This is a genomic window from Mesorhizobium loti CJ3sym (genome assembly GCF_000472785.1).
GTDB classification, from domain to species: domain Bacteria; phylum Pseudomonadota; class Alphaproteobacteria; order Rhizobiales; family Rhizobiaceae; genus Mesorhizobium; species Mesorhizobium loti_E.
This window is the reverse complement of the sequence record NZ_AXAL01000001.1, coordinates 645,446-669,432: the sequence shown is the minus strand read 5'-3', so window position 1 is coordinate 669,432 and position 23,987 is coordinate 645,446. Positions and strand designations below refer to the sequence as shown.

The 23,987-nt window shown below is 61.9% G+C and carries 22 protein-coding genes; 11 read left to right on the top strand and 11 right to left on the bottom strand.

The window, feature by feature from the left end; translation table 11 throughout:
- The first annotated feature begins 65 nt into the window (after nt 1–65).
- The 3 genes from A3A9_RS0103625 to A3A9_RS0103615 all read left to right on the top strand — a co-directional run bounded on the left by A3A9_RS0103625 (nt 66) and on the right by A3A9_RS0103615 (nt 3,276).
- Complete coding sequence (locus A3A9_RS0103625) at nt 66–1,028, top strand: glycosyltransferase family 4 protein (RefSeq protein WP_027057552.1); 963 nt, start codon at nt 66–68, stop codon at nt 1,026–1,028.
- A gap of 136 nt (nt 1,029–1,164) precedes the next feature.
- Nucleotides 1,165–2,391: an anion transporter gene (locus A3A9_RS0103620; protein WP_027057551.1), complete on the top strand. Its 1,227-nt coding sequence runs from the start codon at nt 1,165–1,167 to the stop codon at nt 2,389–2,391.
- 15 nt (nt 2,392–2,406) lie between these two features.
- Complete coding sequence (locus tag A3A9_RS0103615) at nt 2,407–3,276, top strand: tetratricopeptide repeat protein (protein WP_027057550.1); 870 nt, start codon at nt 2,407–2,409, stop codon at nt 3,274–3,276.
- Here A3A9_RS0103615 and A3A9_RS0103610 read toward each other — a convergent pair.
- Both A3A9_RS0103610 and A3A9_RS0103605 read right to left on the bottom strand, forming a co-directional pair.
- Nucleotides 3,214–3,930: a hypothetical protein gene (locus A3A9_RS0103610; RefSeq protein ID WP_027057549.1), complete on the bottom strand. Its 717-nt coding sequence runs from the start codon at nt 3,928–3,930 to the stop codon at nt 3,214–3,216. The genes A3A9_RS0103615 and A3A9_RS0103610 overlap by 63 nt on opposite strands.
- Nucleotides 3,931–3,988: 58 nt before the next feature.
- Nucleotides 3,989–4,573 (bottom strand): TetR/AcrR family transcriptional regulator, encoded by a 585-nt coding sequence (locus A3A9_RS0103605; protein ID WP_027057548.1) that lies wholly within the window; start codon nt 4,571–4,573, stop codon nt 3,989–3,991.
- Between the two features lie 79 nt (nt 4,574–4,652).
- On the opposite strand from A3A9_RS0103605, the gene A3A9_RS38250 reads away from it, so the two are divergent.
- Nucleotides 4,653–5,543 (top strand): crotonase/enoyl-CoA hydratase family protein, encoded by an 891-nt coding sequence (locus A3A9_RS38250; RefSeq protein ID WP_033838290.1) that lies wholly within the window; start codon nt 4,653–4,655, stop codon nt 5,541–5,543.
- Nucleotides 5,544–5,597: 54 nt separating this feature from the next.
- On the opposite strand, the gene A3A9_RS0103595 is transcribed toward A3A9_RS38250, so the two are convergent.
- Both A3A9_RS0103595 and A3A9_RS0103590 read right to left on the bottom strand, forming a co-directional pair.
- Entirely contained in the window at nt 5,598–6,677 is a 1,080-nt protein-coding gene (locus A3A9_RS0103595; protein ID WP_027057547.1) for an HPP family protein, read from the bottom strand.
- A gap of 227 nt (nt 6,678–6,904) precedes the next feature.
- A complete protein-coding gene (locus A3A9_RS0103590) occupies nt 6,905–8,086 on the bottom strand; it encodes a cystathionine beta-lyase (RefSeq protein ID WP_027057546.1) in 1,182 nt (393 codons plus the stop codon).
- A 571-nt stretch (nt 8,087–8,657) separates the two neighbouring features.
- Between A3A9_RS0103590 and A3A9_RS0103585 the strand changes: the two genes are divergently transcribed.
- From A3A9_RS0103585 to A3A9_RS0103565, 5 genes are all read left to right on the top strand, one after another.
- On the top strand, nt 8,658–9,686 hold the full coding sequence (locus tag A3A9_RS0103585; protein ID WP_027034589.1) for an amino acid ABC transporter substrate-binding protein: 1,029 nt from the start codon (nt 8,658–8,660) through the stop codon (nt 9,684–9,686).
- 63 nt (nt 9,687–9,749) lie between these two features.
- Complete coding sequence (locus A3A9_RS0103580; protein WP_027057545.1) at nt 9,750–10,937, top strand: amino acid ABC transporter permease; 1,188 nt, start codon at nt 9,750–9,752, stop codon at nt 10,935–10,937.
- Between the two features lie 4 nt (nt 10,938–10,941).
- Complete coding sequence (locus A3A9_RS0103575) at nt 10,942–12,099, top strand: amino acid ABC transporter permease (protein WP_027057544.1); 1,158 nt, start codon at nt 10,942–10,944, stop codon at nt 12,097–12,099.
- Between the two features lie 133 nt (nt 12,100–12,232).
- Nucleotides 12,233–12,982, top strand: coding sequence for an amino acid ABC transporter ATP-binding protein (locus A3A9_RS0103570; RefSeq protein ID WP_031240865.1), 750 nt, complete (start codon nt 12,233–12,235; stop codon nt 12,980–12,982).
- A gap of 117 nt (nt 12,983–13,099) precedes the next feature.
- Nucleotides 13,100–13,765, top strand: a complete 666-nt coding sequence (locus A3A9_RS0103565) for a TIGR02117 family protein (protein ID WP_027057543.1) — start codon at nt 13,100–13,102, stop codon at nt 13,763–13,765.
- A gap of 38 nt (nt 13,766–13,803) precedes the next feature.
- On the opposite strand, the gene A3A9_RS0103560 is transcribed toward A3A9_RS0103565, so the two are convergent.
- A complete protein-coding gene (locus A3A9_RS0103560) occupies nt 13,804–15,042 on the bottom strand; it encodes an FAD-dependent monooxygenase (protein WP_027057542.1) in 1,239 nt (412 codons plus the stop codon).
- A 19-nt stretch (nt 15,043–15,061) separates the two neighbouring features.
- Entirely contained in the window at nt 15,062–15,307 is a 246-nt protein-coding gene (locus tag A3A9_RS0103555) for a zinc-finger domain-containing protein (RefSeq protein ID WP_027057541.1), read from the bottom strand.
- Nucleotides 15,308–15,536: 229 nt separating this feature from the next.
- Here A3A9_RS0103555 and A3A9_RS0103550 point away from each other — a divergent pair, with 229 nt between their 5' ends.
- Together A3A9_RS0103550 and ppx are read left to right on the top strand one after the other, a co-directional pair.
- Nucleotides 15,537–17,738 (top strand): RNA degradosome polyphosphate kinase, encoded by a 2,202-nt coding sequence (locus tag A3A9_RS0103550; RefSeq protein ID WP_027057540.1) that lies wholly within the window; start codon nt 15,537–15,539, stop codon nt 17,736–17,738.
- Nucleotides 17,738–19,273 (top strand): exopolyphosphatase, encoded by a 1,536-nt coding sequence (gene ppx, locus A3A9_RS0103545; protein WP_027057539.1) that lies wholly within the window; start codon nt 17,738–17,740, stop codon nt 19,271–19,273. The genes A3A9_RS0103550 and ppx overlap by 1 nt, the downstream gene beginning before the upstream one ends.
- A gap of 52 nt (nt 19,274–19,325) precedes the next feature.
- On the opposite strand, the gene A3A9_RS0103540 is transcribed toward ppx, so the two are convergent.
- From A3A9_RS0103540 to A3A9_RS41705, 5 genes are all read right to left on the bottom strand, one after another.
- The gene (locus tag A3A9_RS0103540) at nt 19,326–19,730 is read right to left on the bottom strand and encodes a DoxX family protein (RefSeq protein ID WP_027057538.1); all 405 of its coding nucleotides are present in this window, start codon (nt 19,728–19,730) and stop codon (nt 19,326–19,328) included.
- 172 nt (nt 19,731–19,902) lie between these two features.
- Nucleotides 19,903–20,325: a DoxX family protein gene (locus tag A3A9_RS0103535; RefSeq protein WP_027057537.1), complete on the bottom strand. Its 423-nt coding sequence runs from the start codon at nt 20,323–20,325 to the stop codon at nt 19,903–19,905.
- A 174-nt stretch (nt 20,326–20,499) separates the two neighbouring features.
- Complete coding sequence (gene fumC, locus A3A9_RS0103530) at nt 20,500–21,897, bottom strand: class II fumarate hydratase (RefSeq protein ID WP_027057536.1); 1,398 nt, start codon at nt 21,895–21,897, stop codon at nt 20,500–20,502.
- A gap of 120 nt (nt 21,898–22,017) precedes the next feature.
- Entirely contained in the window at nt 22,018–23,004 is a 987-nt protein-coding gene (locus A3A9_RS0103525) for a glycosyltransferase family 10 domain-containing protein (RefSeq protein WP_027057535.1), read from the bottom strand.
- A 239-nt stretch (nt 23,005–23,243) separates the two neighbouring features.
- Entirely contained in the window at nt 23,244–23,795 is a 552-nt protein-coding gene (locus A3A9_RS41705; RefSeq protein ID WP_082221847.1) for a DUF805 domain-containing protein, read from the bottom strand.
- Between the last annotated feature and the right edge of the window lie 192 nt (nt 23,796–23,987).

Below are 23,987 nucleotides of genomic sequence, written 5' to 3'. Positions count from 1 at the left end.
TCTTTTCGGAGCCGGTGAGCGGGTGACGAGACTGCCCCGGGCAAGGCCAGGTAAGCGCGGCGATCATGATCCATTTGTTCAACGGTTTTCAAAACCCGTTTGGCGGCAGTGAACGCGAAACCCTGGAGCTGTATCGGCTGTTGGGCGCCGAGCAGCAGGTGCGCCTGTGGGCGACATCTTCGCGCGTGTCTGACGAGTTGATGCGGCAATTTCCGATTCGTCGTGTCTCGCCAACAACGCGCAACGTGCCGGACGGCGGCACCTATGTCTTCCTTGGCGCGCATTGGCGCAACAGGATGTGGCCTTACCTGATCGCGCGGCCGCGCCGGCTGATCTATGTCTTCAACACCTTTCATCCGAAGATCATCGCGCTGACCACGCGCATGCCGCGCCTGCTGGGCTGGCCCGATGCCGAACTGGTGCTGATCTCCGACTTTCAACGGCGCCTGCTGCAGGTCGAAGGTATCGTGCATCCATCGCCGATCGATATCGACCGGTTCTCCCCACAGCCGGCCAGGCCCGATGGCCCGTTCACGGTGGGGCGACTGAGCCGCGATACGGCGGACAAGCATCATCCCGACGACGTGGCACTCTATGAGTCCTTGCTGGCTGACGGCGTTGCGGTCAGGATCCAAGGCGGGATGCCGCTCAAGGGCAGGCTCGCGCCGCATCCGCAGCTCGAACTCCTGCCGGTGGGTCAATTTGCAGCAGAAAAATTCCTGCCGACGCTCGATGTGTTCTACTACCGCACCGGCTCGCATGTGGAGACGTTTGGCCGCGTGGTGATCGAGGCGATGGCTTGCGGCTTGCCCGTGGTCTGTCATTCGCATGGCGGCTATGCCGACCATATCAGGCATGGCGAAAACGGCTTTCTGTTCGAGACGACGCGACAGGCATCGCGTATCTTGGCTGAGCTCAAGGCCGACCCGGCGTTGCGGGCGAGAGTGGGGCACGAGGCGCGGCAGACCGTTGAGCGACTGTTTTCGCCAAATGCTTTGCAACAGCGGCTGGATTTTTATCGATTCTAGCGGCGTAAGCCGTGGAACGACAGTTTGCCCAATCCGTTTGGCATTGCTTCCGACATCGCGCTAAAGCTGGCGCGCAAATCAAACCAGCGGGCGGCCGACATCGGTGGGCCAACAGATCGAGCAGGACTTCCTACCAATGACATTGATGGGCGCGGCGGCACTGCTGATCCTGGTCCTGACCTATGCCGGCGTCGCTATTGGCCGCATCCCTGGCCTTCGTCTCGACCGGGCAGGCATTGCGCTGCTTGGTGGCGCCGCGATGATCGCCATCGGCGCGGTGAGCATGGAGGATGCCTACCGCGCGATCAATTTCGACACCATCACGCTTCTGCTCGGCATGATGATCGTGGTCGCGCATCTGAAGGTTTCCGGTGCCTTTCGCGGTCTTGGCGCCATCGCCATCGAACATGCGCATGCGCCGTTCATGCTCTTGGTGATGGTGACGCTGCTGACCGGCGTGCTGTCGGCTTTCCTGGTCAACGATGCCATCTGTCTGGTCATGGCGCCGATCGTCGTCCATGTCACCCGCGTCATCAACCGCAACCCGGTTCCATATCTGATCGCCACCGCCACCGCGTCGAACTGCGGCAGCGTCGCCACCATCACCGGCAATCCGCAGAACATGGTCATCGGCGCGCTGTCGGGCATTTCATACCCGGCTTTTTCGGCGGCACTCGCGCCGATCGCCCTGTTCGGCCTCGTCGCGGTCATCGTCATCGTGCGCCTCGTCTATCGGGCCGAATTCACCCGCACCGCCCAATTGACCCCCGAGGTTTCGCGTGGCCGTATGCATCGCGGGCAGGTGCTGAAGGCGGTGATTGTCTGCATCGGGCTGGCAATCGCCTTCTTTGCCGGCGTGCCCGTCGCCAAGGCGGCATTGATCGGCGGCGCCATTCTCCTGCTCACCCGCGCCATCAAGCCGGAACGCATCTACCGTGAGATCGACGGACCGTTGCTGTTCATGTTCGCCGGTCTGTTCGTGGTCGTTGCCGGCGCCGAAAAGACGCTGCTGACGCCCGATCTCATCGCCTCGGCGAAGAGCCTGGGTCTGGATGATGTCTGGCGTCTGTCGGGCTTCACCGCGGTGCTGTCCAACATCATGAGCAATGTCCCGGCGGTGCTGGCCTTGCGGCCGTTCATACCCGGGCTGGAAAACCCCGAACGCGCCTGGCTGGTGGTGGCGATGAGTTCGACGCTCGCCGGTAACTTCACGCTGCTCGGCTCGGTCGCCAACCTGATCGTCGCCGAGCAAGCCAAAACTGCAGGCACGCCGCTGTCTTTCGGCGCCTTCTTCAAGGTCGGCTTGCCGCTGACGCTGATCACGCTCGTCGCCGGAACGGCATGGCTGGCGCTGGGGTTCTAGAGGGGCGGCAAAGCAATGGTGAACGCCAATCAAGGTGAAAGTGGAGATTTGATCCGCCGGGCTGTGGCCGCTTTCAATTCCGGCAATCACGGTCAGGCAGCGGATTTATGTGAGCTGGGCCTGAAGCAGCACCCGGACGATCCGGCGCTTTGCCATCTGATGGCGGCGGTCCTGTTCGCGAGGGCCGACTTGCCGGAGGCTCGTGCGCGCATCGAAGCGAGCCTTGCCGCTCGTCCGGACAATGTGCCAGCCTTGATTCTCGCATGCCGGATTGCTCGGGCCGAGGGCCGGTTCGAAGCGGCTTTGCAACACCTGGATCGCGCGGCAAGGCAATCGTCGAAGGCGGAGATCCTGCTCGAGCGGGCACGCACCCTCGATCAGGCAGGCGATGCCTCGGCCGCTGGTGCATCCTGGACACTCGCCTTGCAACGGGAACCAAAATCCGAGGAGGCAATGGCTCGCCTCGGGCGCCTTGCGTGGGCACGCGGCGAGTCGCTGGAGGCGGAAGCCTTCCTCGAACGCGCCGTCGCCGGCGGTGGGCATCCGGCTGCCTGGTTCGACCTCGGGCTAGTGCGCCAGGACATGCGCAAGTTCGGCGATGCTGCCCAAGCCTATCGACGGGTGCTGGAGATGAACCCGGACGCACCGGAGGCAGCCGTCAATCTGGGCGTCGTCTTGCAGGAAACCGGCGACCTCGACGGGGCCATGGCGGCGTATTCGACGGCCTATCGTCTGCGCCCATCCACGTTCGGCGTGATCGCCATGGCGCTCACATCGGCACCGAGCGGCAGGCTGTGGCTCGATGAGGAAGCGCTGCGTCGCTCACTCGCCGGCGGCGCGCCCCCGCCGGGCGCGAAAGCGCTTGCGGTAGACGCCGGGCGTTGACAGGACATCCGCGACCGTCTGCGCATAGGATGCCTGCCGTTTCTCGTCGAACACCTCGTATTCGAGCTGAGGCGCGGCCCGCGGAACCGCAAAGCATTGCGCGACCGGAGTTCCTTTCCGGAGTACGCCGGAGAATTCGGGCTCCGTCCAGACCGCCGGGAAATTGATGCCGCCATCGCTGAACCGGTCGGAATCCACCAGACCCGTCACCAGCCTGAAGGGAAGATCCTCGCGATTGACCGGATGGGTCGCGAACAGCGACCAACCGTCCTCGACCTTAATGGTCCAGAAGCTGTTGAATTTAAGGGCGGCCAGGCCTGGATTGGCAAACGGGCTGCCGGCGAGCTGGCCCGGCGTATGGAAGCTTAGCGGCGCTCTCGGGTGGTTTTTAGTGACCGGGTCCGGGATCTTCCAGTCCCAGGAAAAACTACCCTTTTCGACGACGACGTCGCATGGCAGCAAGACCATGAAGCCATAGGTCATCGCGTCGACCACCGGCGGGCACTGCTTGAGCGTGCGAATGTCGCGGCCATGGATCGCCGAATAGGCGGTGGCGGGCATTGCGCGCAGCCAATCCGGCAGCGTGCCGCGCGCCAGGATCGGGCGCGGCAAGTGCTCGACCAGCATTGGATCGCATCGGAAAATCACTCGCATCGCCGCCTCCTGGTCCTGCGATACCATGCTTGCCGGCCACGCTCCAAGCGGCGGCCAGTCAGTCGTTGTTCCGGGACCTCGCCCGAACAAGCATTGCGGCGGCTCGTCCTGCGGCTTCGATGTAGTCGGGATTGCGGTGGATCAGCATGATCGAAAAACAACCGTCGATCAGCAGCACGATCTCGCGCGCCACCGCCTGTGGGTCCTCGATCCCTTGGCCGGACAAAGCGCCAGCAAGCCAGGTTTCAAAATTCAACTTATGACGCGCTCCGACCTTGACCGCCGGATGGCCGGGCATCGAGGCGAGTTCCGCGGCCGTGCGCAGAAAGCCGCATCCTTTCCACTTCGGATGGCGCGCGGACCGGGCCAGATTGGCAAAGATCGCTTCGACCTTGTGGTCCACGCCGCCTTCCGCGGCATCGAACCAGCCGGCCATGCGTTTCAGATTGGGTTGATCGCGGCCGTCGAGGTAGGCCGCAATGAGGTCGTCCTTGCTCTTGAAGTGGTAATAGAGCGTCCGCTTGGTGAGGCCCGCCTGCTCGGCAATGGCGTCGACACTGACGCGACCGATTCCCTCGGCATAGAACAGCTTGGTCGCTGCATCGACGATGCGTTTGCGGGTCGGGCTGACAGCTTCTGACATGATGTAAGTATACCGACTAGTGAATATACACGCAATCGAAAGCGTGATCCCTTTCCGTCGCATCTGGAAAGGAAGAACAATGGCCGATCTTGTCCTGAACGACACCCATGACGGGGTGACTGTCCTTACCCTCAATCGCTCTGAAAAGCTCAACGCGCTGAACTATGCCCTGATCGATCGCTTGCTCGCGGTTCTCGACGACATAGAAGTTGATGGCAGCGTGCGGGCTGTCATCCTCACCGGAGCTGGCGAGCGGGCATTTTCGGCGGGTGGCGATATCCACGAATTCTCGGCGAGCGTGACACGCGGCGCGGATGTCGCGATGCGCGACTTCGTCATGCGCGGCCAACGGCTGACCGCACGGCTTGAAGCCTTCCGCAAGCCTGTAATTGCCGCTGTCAACGGTATCGCCTTCGGCGGCGGCTGCGAAATCACGGAAGCCGTGCCGCTTGCCATTGCCAGCGACCGCGCCTTGTTCGCCAAGCCCGAGATCAACCTTGCAATGCCGCCGACCTTTGGCGGAACGCAACGCCTGCCAAGGCTCGCCGGACGCAAGCGAGCGCTGGAGCTGCTTTTGACCGGCGACTGGTTTCCGCCGCCGCGGGCGCTTGAGCTGGGTCTCGTCAACGAGGTTGTGCCTCATGCCGAGCTGATGCCGGCGGCATTTGATCTGGCCAGGCGTATTGTGCGTCATTCCGGGCCGGCCGTCGCCAGCATCCTCACCGCGGTGGCGCGTGGGCTCAACCTGAGCATCGCCGAAGGCCTGTTGGTCGAAGCCGAACAGTTCGCCCGCATGGCCCCGACCACTGACTTGCGCGAAGGGATCGACGCCTGGATCGAGCGGCGAAAGCCAAGCTACGAAGGCTCGTGGAGACATATCACGCGGCCGGACGAGGCCAGGCGGGCCTCGGCGGCACGCGATCGGCTTGGGACACGGATCAAGTCACCGTCACCGCCACTTGGCCCTTGATGCGGAAGAAGCCCGCGTCCTCCAAACAGGTGCTGCTCAATCGGCTTCGATATCCTAAGCTGCCGCCGATCCCTTGTCGGCCGCCTGCACGCGTGCTGCCGCGGCCAGAAGGTCGGTCTGCGTGATCAGGCCGAGAATGCGTCGCTCAGCGTCGACGATGACCACGGCATGGCTGCGGCCGTCGGTCAGAACCGGAAGCAGGCTCATCGCCGGCGTGCCGGGTGAAGCGGTGCCGGCGCTGGACATCACGCCCTTCACCGTGTCGGTGGCCTTCGTCAGCTCACGCAGGCCGACCGCGCCGACCAGCCGGGCATCCGCGTCGACCACCGGCAAGGTGCGGATGTCGTGGTCGAGCAACTGCTGGCGCGCCGCGTCGGCCGTAGCCTGCTCAGCTACTGAAATCACGTCACGGGACATGATATCCTCGCAAAGCAGCATCCGATGCGAGCGCACCATGGCCTGCAGCTCGACTTGTCTCAAGAGCCGTTCGAGATCGTCGCGGTCAATGTCGAAGGTTTCGTCGAGCGTGGTCAGTGCCGCGTCGATATCCTCGGGCCGGAATCCGACGCGCTGCTGCGCCGGCGGATCGGCGGTGCCGTGGCTGTTGGCGGCGGGTGCGTTGACATGCGGATATTTGCGCCGCGCCAGTCTGTGGAAAAGGAAGCCGAGCGCGACCAGGATGGTCGAATTCAAGGCCACCGGCACGAACGGAAACAGGAAGCCGGCGCTGGCAACGGCTGGCCCGCCAAGCACCGCCGTCAGTGCCGCCGCGCCGCCTGGCGGATGCAGGCAGCGCGTGAACGACATGGCCGCGATGGCGAGCGCCACGGCGAGGCCCGAGGCAATGACCGGGTCATGGATGAAATGCGCCACGGTCACACCCACCAGCGCCGATATGGAGTTGCCGCCGATAATCGACCAGGGCTGCGCCAACGGGCTCGCGGGGACGGCGAAGAGAAGCACGGCGGAGGCGCCCATCGGCGCCACCAGCAGGGCCACATGCGGGCCGCCGCCCATCGCCAGACCGCTGATCACGCCGGTCAGCGCGATGCCGATCGTAGCTCCGATGCAGGCAAGCAGCCGCTCGCGCAGCGTTGCGCCGGCAAGGATGGGAACAAAAAGGCGAAAGGCCATGGCAACCTTTGTGACAAAAGGATTGGTCGGGATGCCGTGCAGCAGGCAATGCAGCCGAACGCGCGGATTTGAAAGTCAAACAAATCCGCAAAGTCGCGGCCCGGGAGAGTAATAGTTCGCACCGCGCCCAGTGGGGATGCGGCGAGCGGCTTGCGCTTTGTCATCAGCGTCAACGCCTTGCGGCCGTTTGCTGACTCAGTCCGGCAGCCGGCCCAAGCGCGCGCCGGTCAGGCGACGGCTGCGGCCAGTCCGCGCAGGATGTCGGCTTTCAGGTCGTCGACATCCTCGAGGCCGATCTGCAGGCGGATCAACGGGCCTTCATAAGGGGCTTTCGCCACGACGCGGTCGCCAAGCCAGACCGGCACCGCAAGGCTCTCATAGCCGCCCCAGGAATAGCCGAGCCCGAAAATCCGCAGCGCGTCGAGGAAGGCGTGCTGTTCCTTCTGGCCGCCGCCGGCAAGCACGATGGAAAAGATGCCGCTCGAACCGCAAAAGTCGCGCTTCCACAGATCGTAATCCGGGTGGCTGGGAAGGGCAGGGTGGAGCACGCGCGCCACGCCCTTCTGGCCTTCGAGCCACGATGCTATGGCCAGCGCGCTGCGCTGATGATGTTCCAGCCGCACACCCATCGTGCGGAGGCCGCGCAGCACCTGGTAGACATCATCGGGTCCCGCACAGCAGCCAAGCGTGCAAAAGCTTTCGTAGAGCTGTTTCCAGTGGCTCTCATTGGCCGAGACCGTGCCAAGCAGCACGTCGGAATGGCCGGCCGGATACTTCGTCGCCGCGTGGATCGAGATGTCGACGCCGTGATCGAGCGGCCGGAAGTAGAGCGGCGTTGCCCAGGTGTTGTCCATCATCACGATGGCGCCGGCCGCATGCGCCGCCTTGGCGATAGCCGGGATGTCCTGCACCTCGAACGTATTGGAGGCTGGCGATTCCGTGAACACGACCCTCGTGTTGGGCTTGATCAAGGCGGCGATATCAGCGCCGATATGGGGATCATAATATTCGACCTCGACGCCGAGCCGCTTCAGCATCGTGTCGGCGAAATTACGGGTCGGATGATAGACGCTGTCGACGATCAGCAGATGATCGCCGGCCGATACGAAGGCGAGCAGCGGGACGGTGACCGCCGCCAGGCCCGACGGCACCACGATCGTGCCGGCCGAGCCTTCCAGCGCGTCAATGGCATGGGCAAGGGCGTCCGTCGTCGGAGTGCCACGTGTACCGTAAGTGTATTTCTGGTTGCGGTCCGCCATTGTGGCGGCATTGCGAAACAGCACGGTCGAGGCGTGCACCACAGGCGGATTGACGAAGCCGAAATAGTCGTGCGGGTTGTTGCCTGAATGGGCAAGCAGCGTGTTGATGCCCATTGTGCTGGAAACCTGCTCGTTGCCGTCTTTTGCCATTCGTCATTGCCTCTTCTGGTAAGCCGTTAGCCATAGTGCGGCGGCATGGGCCGCGCAACCGCATGGCGTTCGCCAGGAAACGGACTTCGGATGTGCCAATTTCTTCGGCAAAGGCCATCGTCTTCTTCGGCACAGGCCATCGTCGGGCTGTGCCTCTGCCTCTTTAGACGGTGATTTCCGATTGCGCCTGGCCAAGCAGAGAACAGTGCTGGTCACACAAATCCATCGCAGGAAGAGCGGTAACGAAGAGTAATTGCGGCACGCGGATTACACCGACAATGCCCAATTGGCTGGGCAATGAGCTTTGCCGACTTTATTGGCGCTTCTGACTAAATCGCGGGTGCGTTTGTCTGCAATTCAGGCATTTCAGGCAATCGATTTTCAAACGCGGTCGGATTCGGTCATTTCCCTTGACCTCACGGGAATTATCGCCTTCGATGCCATTCGTGAATGGGAGGCGGCGCGTCGGTTACGATGCGGGGTTCCGGGAATGGGCCGGGATGGGAGCTGCGTTCACATGGGAAAAAGAATCAGGGTTTGCCTGAAAAACAGAGAAAAGGGTCTGTGGGTCATGAAACATATTGCTATCGGCATTCTTGGCGCCGCTACGCTTGGATTGATGGCGTCGGCCGCGTCGGCTACGACGCTCGATACCGTCAAGGCGAAGGGCTTCATCCAGTGCGGCGTCTCGACTGGTCTGGCCGGCTTCTCGGCGCCGGACGACAAGGGCGACTGGCAAGGCATCGATGCGGATTTCTGCCGCGCTGTGGCCGCCGCTGTCTTCGGTGACGGCACCAAGGTCAAGTTCACGCCGCTCAGCGCCAAGGAGCGCTTCACCGCCTTGCAGTCCGGCGAGGTCGACATCCTGTCGCGCAACACCACCTGGACCATCAACCGTGACACCGCACTTGGCCTGAATTTTGTCGGCGTCACCTACTATGACGGCCAGGGCTTCATGATCAATGCCAAGAAGCTGCCGGGCGTCAATTCCGCGTTGCAGCTCTCGGGCGCCGCCGTCTGCGTGCAGAGCGGTACGACCACCGAGCTCAACCTCGCCGACTACTTCAAGGCCAACAAGATGGAGTACAATCCGGTCGTCTTCGAGAAGCTCGAAGAGGTCAACGCCGCTTATGACGCGGGCCGCTGCGACGTTTACACCACCGATCAGTCGGGCCTTTACGGTATCCGCCTGACGCTGGCGTCACCGGCCGATCATGTCGTGCTGCCCGAGATCATCTCGAAGGAGCCGCTCGGCCCGGCAGTGCGCCAGGGCGACGACCAGTGGTACCACATCGTCAAGTGGACCTATTTCGCGCTGTTGCAGGCGGAAGAGCTCGGCATAACCAAGGCCAATGTCGATGAGATGAAGAACTCGCCCAGCCCTGAGATCAAGCGTGTGCTCGGCCAGGAAGCCGACACCAAGATCGGCACCGATCTCGGCGTCTCCAACGACTGGGTCGTCAACATCGTCAAGGCCGTCGGCAACTACGGCGAACTGTTCGACCGCAATGTCGGCTCAGGCAGCCCGCTCAAGATCGCCCGCGGCATCAATGCGCTGTGGACCAAGGGCGGCCTGCAATACGCTCCGCCGATCCGCTGACCGAAATGTGATCCGGGAGGCAGATCGTCTGCCTCCCGGTTTCTCTTTCCAGGGGATGGTCGCATGGCATCGCAGGAAGTTCTTCGCGAGGCGCCAAGTCGCGCTTCTCTTATAAACGATCCCAAAGTCCGCAGCATTTTCTATCAATGCCTGGTCGTTGCTTTGCTGGTGTCGGGTGTCTGGTGGATTGTCCACAACACCATCGTGAACCTCACCAACCTCCACATTGCCTCCGGCTTCGGCTTTCTGAAAGGCCGCGCCGGCTTCGACATCTCTGACACGCCCATCGCCTACACGTCCGACTCTACCTATGGCCGGGCCATCATCGTCGGCTTGATCAACACGTTGATCGTCGCCTTTGTCGGCATCATCACCGCCACCATCATCGGTTTCGTCGTCGGCATCGGCCGGCTGTCGAAAAACTGGCTCATCCAGAAGATCTGCACTGTCTATGTCGAGGTGTTCCGCAACATCCCGCCGCTGCTGGTCATCTTCTTCTGGTACTCCGGCGTGCTGGCCGTGCTACCGACCCCGAAGGAAAGCATTCATCTGCCGTTTGGCTCCTTCCTCAACCAGCGCGGCATCTATTTTCCGCGCGCTATCTGGGGTGACGGCTCCTGGCTGATCCTGGTGGGTCTGCTTGTCGGCATCGCCATGTCGTGGTTCGTTGCCCAGAAAGCCAAGCAGCGACAGATGGCGACCGGCCAGCAATTCCCGGTGTTCTGGACATCACTGGCGCTGATTGTTGGGCTGCCGCTGCTCGCCTATGTGCTGAGCGGCTTTCCGGTGACCTTCGATTTTCCCAAGCAGTCGACGTTCAACCTGAGCGGCGGTTTCGTGGTGAAGCCGGAGTTTCTGTCGCTCTATCTGGCGCTTTCGTTTTATACCGCAGCCTTCATCTCCGAGATCGTGCGCGCCGGTATTCGCGGCGTTGCCAAGGGCCAGAGCGAAGCTTCGGCAGCACTTGGCCTGCGTTCCGGCCAGGCGTTGCGGCTGGTGGTCGTGCCGCAGGCGATGCGCATCGTCATTCCGCCGCTGGCCAGCCAGTATCTCAATCTGACCAAGAACTCCTCGCTCGCCATCGCCATCGGCTATCCCGACCTGACGGCGACCACCGGCACGGTGCTGAACCAGACCGGCCAGGCTGTGGAGTGCGTGGTCATCATGATGGTGATCTATCTGACCATCAGCATTTTGACCTCGCTGCTGATGAACTGGTTCAATGCCAAAATGGCGCTGGTGGAGAGGTAGGGACATGCAAGAACATGATATGTCCTGGGTACGCACCGAAATGATGCTGGCGCAACCGGCGCCTGCCGGCGTCACCGGCCTCGGCGCGTGGGTGCGCAAGAACCTGATCGCCTCGACAGGCGATACCATTATGACCATAATCGGTATCGCGCTGGTGGCGATGACCCTCCCGCAAATCATCAATTGGGCCTTCATCAACGCTGTGTGGACGGGACCTAACCGGACCGTGTGCGCTACCGTGGCGCAAGGCGGTATCCAGCCGGATGGCTGGTCTGGCGCCTGCTGGGCCTTCGTCAATGCCAAGTTCGGCCAGTTCATGTTCGGCACCTATCCGATCGAGGAACGCTGGCGGCCGATCCTGGTTGGCATATTGCTCGTCGTGCTTATGGTGCCGATGTTGATGCCGAGCGTGCCGCGCAAGGGCCTCAACGCCCTGCTTTTGATTGTCGGTTTACCCGTTGTGTCGTTCTTCCTCCTGGTGGGCGGCGTGTTCGGTCTGGAACACGTCGAAACCGCGCGCTGGGGCGGCTTGCTGGTAACGCTGTCGCTGTCTTTCGTGGCCATTGTCGTGTCGTTGCCGCTTGGCATCGTGCTGGCGCTTGGCCGACGCTCCAAGATGCCTGTTGTGAAGATGCTGTGCGTCATCTTCATCGAAGCCGTACGCGGTATTCCGCTGATCACTGTTCTTTTCATGGCCAGCGTCATGCTGCCCCTGTTTCTGCCGCCGGGCGTTACCTTCGACAAGTACCTGCGCGCACTTATCGGCGTGTCGCTGTTTGCGGCCGCCTATATGGCCGAAGTGGTGCGCGGCGGCCTGCAGGCGATTCCCAAGGGCCAATATGAAGGCGCCGATTCGCTCGGCCTTGGTTACTGGCAGAAGATGTATTTCATCGTCATGCCGCAGGCGCTGAAGCTGGTCATTCCGGGCATCGTCAACACCTTTATCGGCATGTTCAAGGACACCAGCCTGGTCACCATCATCTCGATGTTCGACCTGCTTGGCATCGTGAAGCAGAATTTCGCCGACGCCAACTGGGCGTCGGCACAGACGGCCAAGTCGGGTTTGATCTTTGCCGCCTTCGTGTTCTGGCTGTTCTGCTTCGGCATGTCGCGCTATTCCATGTACACCGAACGCCGGCTCGACACCGGCCACAAACGCTGATGCATGGCGCCCAAAACTGTGTTGCGGTTTTGGGATAACGACATGCATCATAACCAAAGACAAAAAAGGGGACCCTGTCATGGCCACCGAAAATGCCGTCAGCGCCGAAGAGATCAAGGTCAACGCCGCCAAGATGCACATCTCGACCACCGATGTCGCCATCGACATCATCGCCATGCACAAATGGTATGGCGAGTTCCATGTGCTGAAGGACATCAATCTGAAAGTGATGCGCGGCGAGCGTATCGTCATTTGCGGCCCGTCGGGCTCCGGCAAGTCGACCATGATCCGCTGCATCAACCGTCTGGAAGAGCACCAGAAGGGAAAGATCATCGTCGACGGCAAGGAACTCACCAATGATCTCAAGAAGATTGACGAGGTGCGCCGCGAGGTCGGCATGGTGTTCCAGCACTTCAACCTGTTCCCGCATCTGACCATCCTGGAGAACTGCACGCTGGCGCCGATCTGGGTGCGCAAGACGCCAAAGAAACAGGCCGAGGAAATCGCCATGCATTTCCTCAAGCGCGTGAAAATCCCTGAGCAGGCCAACAAATATCCGGGCCAGCTCTCCGGCGGCCAGCAGCAGCGCGTGGCGATTGCGCGCTCGCTGTGCATGAACCCACGCATCATGCTGTTTGACGAGCCGACCTCGGCGCTCGACCCGGAAATGATCAAGGAAGTGCTGGAAACCATGGTGGGCTTGGCCGAAGAAGGCATGACCATGCTGTGCGTCACCCACGAGATGGGCTTCGCCCGCAAGGTCGCCAACCGGGTGATCTTCATGGATCAGGGCCAGATCGTCGAGCAGAACACGCCGGCCGAGTTCTTCGACCATCCGCGCCATGAGCGCACAAAACTGTTCCTCAGCCAGATCCTGCATTAGGCCTTTCAGTAAACTGAGGAGAGCCCGGCTGAAACAGTGCCGGGCTCTTTTGCGTATGGGTGAGCAGGAGGACGGCGGTTCGTGTCGCGCCGGTATGCATTTGCAGGACCGCCACTCATGAAAAAGCTCGGCCGTCTTCTGGGTCTCTTGTTGATCGTCATCGCGCTCGCGGTAACGCTCGGCACCTTGGTGCCGCGCCCGCTCTGGCAAACTGCCGTCGGCAAATCAGCCACGCGTCATATCCTGGTGCTGAAGAACCCGATCCATACCGACATCGCCATTCCGGTCGACGATGCGGTGCGCCGGCGCTTTCACTTTCTGGTCGAGGCCGGTATCCCGGCCGACATCCCCGAGGTGCGCTATATCATCTTTGGCTGGGGCGGCCGCGCCTTCTATCTGGAAACGCCGACCTGGTCTGAGCTCAAGGCCGTACCTGTGATGAAAGCCCTGACCCTCGACGCGTCGGTCATGCATGTCGATGTCGCCGGCGATATCGACCAAGCACATCCCGATGTCGCAGGCTTCGACATTGGTGACGACCAGTTCGCGGCACTGCTCGATTTCATCCAGGCCAGCTTTCAACAGGGACCGAGTGGTCCGATCCATATCCCGAATGCCGCTTATTCGAATTTCGACGGCTTCTTCGAAGCCAACGGCCATTTCAACGCACTGGTCGGCTGCAACACCTGGACGGCGGCCGCGCTGCGCACCGCCGGGCTGCGCACAGGGTGGTGGAACCCGCTGCCGGTTTCGCTCGGGCTGTCGATGCGGCTCTACAATTAGCGTCTGTCCGCAGACAGGCCCCCCGACGTGCCTCGATTTCAGCGTCGGATGATTTTCTGCTGCTGCCAGCCATAGAGCCAGTCGAGGTCGGCAGCGAGTTTTCCCGAGGGGCGCATGGTCAGGAAGAGATTGCGGGCGACAGCTACGGGACCCGCAGCATGCCAGGCAAGGCGATTGACGGCGCCACGGCGAGCCACTTTCGCGATGCGCGGGCGTCGCAGGTTCTCCCAGATACGAAGGCTTTCCATGGGATCTGTGGGAAAGTCAGCCATGATATTGGCAAGCATGGCCGCATCCTCGATCGCCATCGCCGCGCCTTGCGCCGCGAACGGCGTCATCGCATGCGCGGCGTCGCCTATCAGTACGATGCCGTTCGACGTGGTCCAGGGCTGCGTCTGTTCGACCGTGTGGAGCGGCCAGGTCAGCCACGGGCCGGCCAGTTCCACCAGCTTTACGAGACCTGGCGCGGTGCCGCGCATAGCGGCGGCGAGGATGCTTGGATCGGCATGGCCGGACCAGCCGTCGGCGATGCGCTCGCCTTTTGTGAAGGCGACGAGGTTGAAGGCGTCACCCTTGCTGACGGGATAGGCGACCATGTGGAAACCCGGATGGAGAAAAGTCGTGACGCAATCGACCGCACCGATCGCGGCAAAGGCTGGCCCAGCGCTGCTGTCGGCCGCGACCGTGGCGCGCCAGGCCAACTCCCCTGAAAAGCGGCTTCTTGGCGATGCCATCCTCTTTGAATCGACAAGCGCGCGCACCAACGACCAGACGCCGTCGGCGCCGACCAGCAAGGAGCCTTGTTCCTCTGCCGTCTTGCCGCCGATCACGACAGTCGCGGTGACACCATGGCTGCCAGTAGCAATTTTCTCGACGCGCCCTCCGAGAGTGAGACGAATATCAGGCATCTCCGCAACGCGCGCCATCAGGGCACTCTGCAAATCGGCCCGGTGTGCGACGAGATAAGGAGCACCCCAGCGGCTTTCACCCGCTTGCCCGAGTGGCACGCGCGCCAGTTGACGTAGCGTCCTTGCGTCCTTCAGCACCACAGCCTCCGGCCGGACCGCAGCCGGCAGCAGCCGGTCGAGCACGCCGAGCTGGCGAAGGATGCGTGTCGCGTTGGGAGAAAGCTGGAGACCGGCACCCACGGCTTCGAGCCGTTGTGCCTGTTCGTAAACCTGCACGGCATAGCCGCGTTCGGCGAAGGCGAGGGCCGCAGTCAGCCCGGCAACACCGGCCCCGGCGATGATGACTTGCCGGGAGCGCTTTTCGTCCATCAGGTCTGTCGCGAAAGAATCAGGCGGCCTGGTCGATGTAGATACAGTCCGCCGGCAGGGTTTCCGTCGCCTTCAGCTTCGGCGAATAGCGAAAGAGCGTCGAGCAATAGGGGCAGACCTTCTCATTGTCGTCGCCCATGTCGAGAAACACATGCGGGTGGTCGAAAGGCGGATTGGCGCCCGTACACATGAATTCCTTGACCCCGATGTCGATCGCCGGATGGCCGGCATCGTTCTGGAAATGGGGAATGGAACCGCCTGCCATCGTCGTCTCCTTAACGCAGTCTCGCATGCATCTGGATCATAACAGGTCTCTTTGCAAGATCGATGAAATGAAACTGTCGCAAAAGCCTGTCAGAGGATAAGTTGAGCCGGTTAAGCGTGTGACCGCGGATGCCAAGCGATTCCGCGACGGATCATGCGTCACAAAAGCATGTTAGAGCGTCCATCGCCATCTGGCGGCGCTCCCAAAGGAACGGTTGCGGGCAGGAACCATGAACGAACTGAAGCCGGTGCAGAGCGAATTCGTCAATGTCGAGGTGGCCACTTCAGAGGGCGGGAACCCGGATCGCTTCGTCAACCGCGAGTTTTCCTGGCTGCAGTTCAATCGCCGTGTGCTTGAGGAATCGCTGAACACCCATCATCCATTGCTGGAGCGTGTCCGCTTCCTGTCGATCTCGGCAGCCAATCTCGACGAGTTCTTCATGGTGCGTGTCGCTGGCCTCGCCGGCCAGGTGCGCGAAGGAATCACGCTCAAAAGCCCCGACGGCCGCACGCCCGAGCAGCAGCTCGAACAATTGCTGCGCGAGGTCGAACGGCTGCAGGAAGACCAGCAGAAGAGCCTTTCGGCGCTCACCGTGCTGCTCAACAAGGAAGGCATCGAAAGCATTGCGCGAGATGCCCTGACCAAGGACGAGAAGGTCTGGCTGGAAGACCACTTCCAGGAGCAGGTATTTCCGGTGCTCACCCCGTTGTCGATCGACCCGGCACATCCATTCCCGTTTATTCCCAATCTCGGCTTCTCGATGGCGCTGCAATTGCGCCATCGCAAGAATGGCGAGGAGATGAGCGCGCTCTTGCGCCTGCCGGTGGCGCTGAAGCGCTTCATCCGCTTGCCCGACCGCAAGCACCATGTCCGCTTCATCCCGCTGGAAGAGGCGGTCGGTCTCTATATCGGCAAGCTGTTCCCCGGCTATGAGGTCAAGGGTTCCGGCACATTCCGCATCATTCGAGACAGCGATATCGAGGTCGAGGAAGAGTCGGAAGATCTGGTGCGCCTGTTCGAGACGGCGCTGAAGCGCCGCCGCCGCGGTTCGGTGATCCGCATCGAATTCGACAAATTGATGCCTGGCGAATTGCGCGATTTCGTCGCCGGCGAACTCGGCGTCTCGTCGAGCCGTATCAGCGTGCTGACCGGTCCGCTGGCGCTCAGCCAGATCTCCGAAATCGTCTCCATCCCCCGCGACGACCTGAAGTTCACGCCCTACAATCCGCGCTTTCCCGAGCGCATCCGCGAGCATGGCGGCGACTGTTTTGCCGCCATCCGTGAGAAGGACATCGTCGTCCACCACCCCTATGAATCCTTCGACGTCGTGGTGCAGTTCCTGCGCCAGGCGATGGCTGATCCGGAAGTGGTGGCGATCAAGCAGACGCTTTACCGCACCTCCAACGACAGCCCGATCGTGCGCGCGCTGGTCGACGCGGCCGAGGCGGGCAAGTCGGTGACAGCACTTGTCGAGCTCAAGGCGCGCTTCGACGAGGAGGCCAACATCCGCTGGGCGCGCGATCTTGAGCGCGCCGGCGTGCAGGTCGTGTTCGGTTTCCTCGAGCTCAAGACCCATGCGAAAATGTCGCTGGTGGTGCGGCGCGAGGACGGCAAGCTGCGCAACTATGTGCATCTCGGCACCGGCAACTACCACCCGGTCACCGCGCGCATCTACACCGACCTTTCGTTCTTCACCACTGATCCGACGATCGCCCGTGACGTTGCCCAGCTCTTCAACTTCATCACCGGCTATGCCGAGCCGACCGCTGAAATGCGGCTGGCGATTTCGCCGTTCACGCTCAGAAGCCGCATCTTGAAGCACATTGCCGACGAGGTCGCCCATGCCCTGGAAGGAAAGCCGGCGCGCATCTGGATGAAGATGAACGCGCTGGTCGATCCGATCATCATCGACGCGCTCTATGATGCCAGCCGCGCCGGCGTCGAGATCGACCTTGTCGTGCGCGGCATCTGCTGCCTCAGGCCCCAGGTTCCCGGCCTGTCGGAAAACATCAGAGTCAAGTCGATCGTCGGCCGGTTCCTCGAGCACAGCCGCATCTATTGCTTCGGCAATGGCCATGGCCTGCCGTCGGATGAGGCGATCGTCTACATCTCTTCGGCCGACCTGATGCCGCGTAATCTCGATCGTCGTGTCGAGACCATGGTGCCGATCACCAATCCAACTGTGCATGAACAGATCCTGGGCCAGATCATGCTGGGCAACATCATGGACAATCAGCAAAGTTTCGACGTATTGGCAGATGGAACCTCCCGGCGCGTGGTGCTGGAGGAGGGTGAGGAACCGTTCAACGCGCAGGAATATTTCATGACCAATCCGAGCCTGTCGGGACGGGGTGACGCGCTGAAGTCGCATGCGCCCAAGCGTATTGCGCAGTTCAAGCGCCGCAAGAAGAACACCGCAGCGTCCACCTGATGCTGTCTGATTCCCAGGGCCGGCTGCAGGACCGCCGACCGCTGTCCATCATCGACATCGGATCGAACTCGATCCGTCTCGTCGTCTATGAGGGGCTGGCGCGCTCGCCGACCATGCTGTTCAACGAAAAGATGCTGGCCGGCCTTGGCCGCGGCATCGTTTCGACCGGCAAGCTCGACCCCGAGGCGGTGACCCGCTCGATGGAAGAGTTCCGCCGCTTTCGCGCGCTGTCCGATCAGGCCGGCGCCGAGCATATGTACGTGCTGGCCACCGCTGCCGCGCGTGAGGCCATCAACGGTCCCGATTTCATCCACCGCGCCGAAGAAGTGCTGAAGACCGAGATCCGCGTGATCAGTGGCCGCCAGGAGGCCTATTATTCGGCGCTCGGCGTCATTTCCGGCTTCCACCCGGCCAATGGCATCGCCGGCGATCTGGGCGGCGGCAGTCTCGAATTGGTCGACGTCAATGGTGAGGCGATCGGCGACGGCATAACGCTGCCGCTGGGCGGCCTGCGCCTGCAGGACATGGCCAAGAACTCGCTTGCCCAGGCGCAGAAGATCGCACGCGACGAACTGGCGCGCGCCAAGCTTTTGAAGGGCGGGCAGGGCAGGCCCTTCTACGCCGTCGGCGGCACCTGGCGAAACCTCGCCCGCTTGCACATGGAAATGACCAACTACCCGCTTGGCGTCATGCACCACTACGAGATTGGCATCGAAAGCGCGTCCAATTTCCTGAAGCAGGTGGCGAAAGGCGAGATCGAGAAGATCAAAGGCATCGAAGGCGTCTCGAAGAACCGCCGTTCGCTGCTGCCCTACGGCGCCATCGTGCTGCAGGAGATCATGACGGCTATGCAGCCGTCGAAGATCATCGTCTCGGCGCTCGGCGTGCGCGAGGGCTTCCTCTATTCGCTGCTCGACGAAGCCGAGCAGAAGGCCGATCCACTGATCTCGGCATCCGAGGAACTGGCCCGGCTGCGCTCGCGCTCGGTCACCCATGCGCATGAACTGGTCGACTGGACCGCCAGGACCTTTGCCGCCTTCGGCATCGACGAGGCCGAGGACGAGGCGCGCTACCGCCACTCAGCCGCCTTGCTGGCCGACATCGGTTGGCGCGCGCATCCCGAGTATCGCGGCAGGCAGTCGCTCAACATCATTGCACACGCCTCCTTCTTCGGTGTCGACCATCCCGGCCGTGCCTTCCTGGCTTTGGCCAACGCCTATCGTCATGACGGCATCTTCAACGAGGCGATCGCGCCCGAGATCAAGGCGTTGGCGACGCCGCGCTATCTCGAGCGGGCGCGCGTGCTGGCGGCGATGATGCGCGTCGTTTATCTGCTGACGGCCTCGATGCCCGGCATCATGCCCAGGCTGAAATGGGAACAGCGCGCCAATGGCGTGCTGGCGCTGGTGTTGCCGGCATCGCTCTCCGACCTCTACGGTGAGCGTCCAGCCGGCCGGCTGGCGCAGCTGGCACGAATCACCAACCGCAGGCTGGTGCTGGCGGTCGAGGGTGGGCCGAGCGTTTCAGTCAAATAGGCGCGGCCTATCAGAGCGTGATTTATCTGACCCACGCGGATTTAAGACCATACTAAACCGGACCGCGGCCGTCAGCCGACCAGGCGCCCGCACCGGCCATCGCCAGCGCCAGGAAGCCGCCTGCAATCGCGATATCCTTCATCAGCATCTGCTGGTGCAGGAAGGCGAGCATCGCGTCGCCGGCGCCCTGGCCGTAATGGCCGATGAAGCCGGCAACGACGCAGAAGGCCGCCAGCAGCAGCGCCACGATCCGGGTCTGGAAGCCGATGAGGATCAGCAAGCCCGCGATCAGCTCGAACAGGCCCGTGCCCCAGGCCGCTAGCGTCGGCAGCGGCAGACCGAGGCCGGCGAAATAACCTGATGTACCGGCGATGTTGGCGAGCGCCTGGAAGCCGGATGGTACGAACATCACGGCAAACAGCAGCCGCGAGACCAGAAGCAATGCATTGCGGGCCATGACAACCTCCCTTGCCGGCGCTCGATCAGGTCCAAGCCGGCAGCCGCGCAGTCTACGCCTGCGCGGTCTCGGCTGAAACCGGCGGCCGACTACTACAGACAACGAAAAAGCGGCGCGGAAAATTCCGCACCGCTTTTATCAAGACCTGGGAGGGGGGCTTGGGAGGGGAGGCTCAGCCGCGCTTGGCATCGATCGAGTAGGCGCCGGCGCCCGACGAAGCCAGCAAGATGAAGCCGCCTGTGATCGCCACGTTCTTCAAGAAGTTGATCATCTGCATCTGATCGGCCCAGCCGGTATGGGCGACCAGCGCGGTGGCGATGGTGAAGATCGCGAGTACCCAGGCGGCAATCCGAGTCTGGAAGCCGACGAGGATGGCAAGGCCGCCGAGCAGTTCGATCAGGCCGACGACAACGGCGGTTACGGTCGGAAGGGGCAGGCCGATACCGCCGAAATAGGCAGCGGTGCCGGAAATGGCGGTGAGCTTGCCGAAACCAGAAAGCAGGAAAATGACCGCGAGCAGGATGCGGCCGAGCAGGATGGTGGCAGAGCTGTTGGACGCGGTGCCGGCGCCGGCGGTAGAAGTGTTGATGGACATGGTGACTCTCCGAATGGGTTGAATGCCCATGAGATAGACGATGCCGACTGTTCACCAAAGCCGCCTATCCGGCGACACATCGTTCACAGGCCGTACATTTCCGTGATCGGCCAACAAGCGAGAAATTCGTATCGGGTGATGCGGTGACGGGAGTAAATTCTCCCGCCGGAACGTCTACCCCGGATGCGTCATGTCCTCCGGCCGCACCAGCCGGTCATAGTCGGCTTCGCTGACCAGTCCGGTGGCGAGCGCTTCCTCGCGCAACGTCGTGCCGTTCTTGTGCGCCGTCTTGGCGATCTTGGCGGCATTGTCGTAGCCTATGGTTGGGGCCAGCGCCGTCACCAGCATCAGCGAACGGTCGAGCGCCGCCTTGATGTTGTCCTCACGGGCCTCGATGCCGACCACGCAATTGTCGGTGAAGGAGACCGAGGCGTCGGCGAGCAGCTGTACAGACTGCAGGAAGTTGTAGGCCATCAGCGGATTGTAGACATTGAGCTCGAAATGGCCCTGGCTGCCGGCGAAGGTCACCGCCGCGTTGTTGCCGAACACTTGCACGCAGACCTGCGTCATCGCCTCGCACTGGGTCGGATTGACCTTGCCCGGCATGATCGAGGAGCCCGGCTCGTTTTCCGGCAGCGACAATTCGCCGAGGCCCGAGCGCGGGCCGGAGCCGAGGAAGCGGATGTCGTTGGCAACCTTGAAAAGTGCGGCGGCCGCTGCGTTGATGGCGCCATGCGAAAACACCATGGAATCGTGTGCCGCGAGCGCCTCGAACTTGTTCGGCGCGGTGACGAAGGAAATGCCGGTGATGGCGGCAATGCGATCAGCCACCCGTTCGGCGAAGCCGACGGGCGCATTGAGGCCGGTGCCGACGGCGGTACCGCCTTGCGCCAGCTCCTGCAGGCCGGGCAGCGTCAGTTCGATGCGCTTGATCGACGAGGCGACCTGCGCCGCGTAACCGGAAAATTCCTGGCCCAGCGTCAGCGGCGTCGCATCCTGCGTATGCGTGCGGCCGATCTTGATGATGTGGTTGAACTCCCGGCTCTTGGCGGCGAGCGCCTTGTGCAGGTGCTTCAGCGCCGGGAGAAGGTCGTGCACGATGCGCTCGGCACAGGCGATGTGCATGGCCGTCGGATAGGTGTCGTTCGACGACTGGCTCATATTGACGTGATCGTTGGGATGCACCGGCTTCTTCGAGCCCATGACGCCGCCCAGCATCTCGATCGCCCGGTTGGAGATCACCTCATTGGCGTTCATGTTGGACTGCGTGCCAGAGCCGGTCTGCCAGACCACCAGCGGGAAGTGGTCGTTGAGCTTGCCGTCGATGACCTCTTGCGCCGCCTCGACAATCGTCTTGCCGATCGCCGGATCGAGCCGCTTCAGCTCCATATTGGCTTCCGCCGCCGCCCGCTTGACGATGCCGAGCGCACGCACGACCGAAACCGGCTGCTTTTCCCAGCCGATCTTGAAATTGCCCAGGGAACGCTGCGCCTGCGCGCCCCAATAACGGTCGGCCGCAACCTCGATGGGGCCGAACGTATCGGTTTCGGTTCTGGTCTTTTGAGCGCTCATGCGGGTTCTCCAGTCTATCGAATTCGGCAACGGCCTATCGCGTTGCACAACAGGCATCAAGCGGAGAATGTGCGGCCTGAGGATGCAAATCGGTTGAAGGGTGGGCTACCTCTTCGATCATCAGCTCGGAATCCTTCCCCTCCATCGGCGCCACTGCGTACGCAAGGAGGCGTAGCGGCCAAAAGGAAGTGTTGGCCGTGCGGATGGCGGCTTCGGCCGCTCTTCGACGCGTTGACGCACGAGGTTCATCAATCGACAGAACGGAGGGGTTTCCAGTCCGTCCAGGCGCTTGGCGATGCTGTCGGGCAACGGCTTCGAACGCCAGGCGAAATAGGCCTCGTAGTCTCGCGGCGTTCCGATCAAGTGCTTGAGATAGGCTGCCAGGTCCTTGGTGTCGGCGAAGGCGCTGGCGTCGATATAAGAGTTTGCCGGGACGAACTCAGCCACGTTCGGGGCGCCAAGGTAGATCGGCACCGTGCCGGCCTCAAACGCGTCGTAGATCTTCTCGGTGACGTAGTCGGGCTCGACTGAATTTTCCAGTGCAAGGCAAAACATGTGTCGCGCAATGGTTTCGATCTTGGTCTTCCGGCCGAGATCCGGGCCGCTGATCGTTCGGTTGTGAAAGTGCCTGCCATAGGAATCGATCTTGATGTGGCGTGACAGCTGGGCCGTGAAATCGATGCGACCGCTGCGGGTCAATTGCGCGGACTGGAACAGCGCAACGGGCGCTTCTTCCGTCTTCGCGGCGATTGGTTTGGTCACCATTTCCTGCCACTCGCGAGCCAGGGGGAGATAGGGCATCCAGACGTCGGAAGATGTTTCGTGTGTCATCGTGATGTCGAAATGTCTCATGACATCCGGATTGGTGACGACGCTGTAGTTCTGGCGGCTCTCTATCGACCAGGCTACCCAATCCTGGCCTGGGTATTTGTGGGCATCGCCGAATTCGCGATAGTCAGGAATGTGAAAGACCACCGCCGCCGCTTCGGAGAGCCTGCGCTTGTCGAGGGTCCACCGCCCCGGCAATTCACAATTGATCGATGCGATGTCCACGGGCTTGCGGAAGAATGTCGTGTAGAAAAGGATCAGCGGATCGTTTGACGACATGGCATCCCGATATCCGAATACTTTCGCTGCCAGTGATTGACGCGGATTTGGAAGGCCGGTCAAGCGCTGACCGTCGAACCCGGCAGCGGCCTGCCGCATTCCCCACAAGAGACACGTTTTGTCTTTCGCATGCCGCTGATGCGGTCCTGATTGATGGCAGCCAGGGCTGTTTCCTCGCGGCCAGTCCTACCCTGTCGCACAGGTTCCCGCTGCATGTTCGCGGAGCTCTCGTACTTGGCCTAACGGCCGCGGCGGCCAAATCCGGTGGGACCGGTGGGACGCCTCGTCTGCGGTGCCGGAGGTGCGGAATCCATCCTGCTCGCTTGCTGTTCCAGCGTGGCGGATCGCGATTGCTGCTGAACAGAGCGTTCGGCCTTCATGCGTGAGATGTGGGCGTTGAGGTCGCTCCTCGAATCATCCGCGCCGGGTGGCGAGCCGTAGTCGTTGTTGCCGTCCGAGCCGGAGAAAAAGCCGCATTCGACGAGCACCCATAGCCCGCCAATATAGGGGATGAACAACAGCAGGGACCAACTGCCTGATTTGTCCAGATCATGGTACCGCTTGATCGTTGCGGCGAAATTGATCCAGAGCGAAAGTGCGGAGCCGATCAGCAGCACCAGATTGACACTCAGCCTGTCGGATTGAAACGCTCTGAGCTTTTGTCCCGCCGATATGCCCACGACATGGAAAAGGGCGGCGACGGTCACCACCAACAGGACCAGGACTGCGAGCTGGGCCAGCCACCATTGCCCACGCCCGATGCGCCCGGAAAATCCAAACAGAAGATTCATATACACCCCCATCGGCAGCGAGCGTAATATTCGTTGTTTACGTAAAAAGTTGCTGAATATATTCAGTCGGGACCATGGGTATGATAGGTCAATTTTTTCGATGGTTAACTGATGTGAAAGTGTATGTATAAATAGAGATTTGTATTATATTCCTGCCGATGAGGAGCGCACCCGGTAGCCGAAAACAGCCGC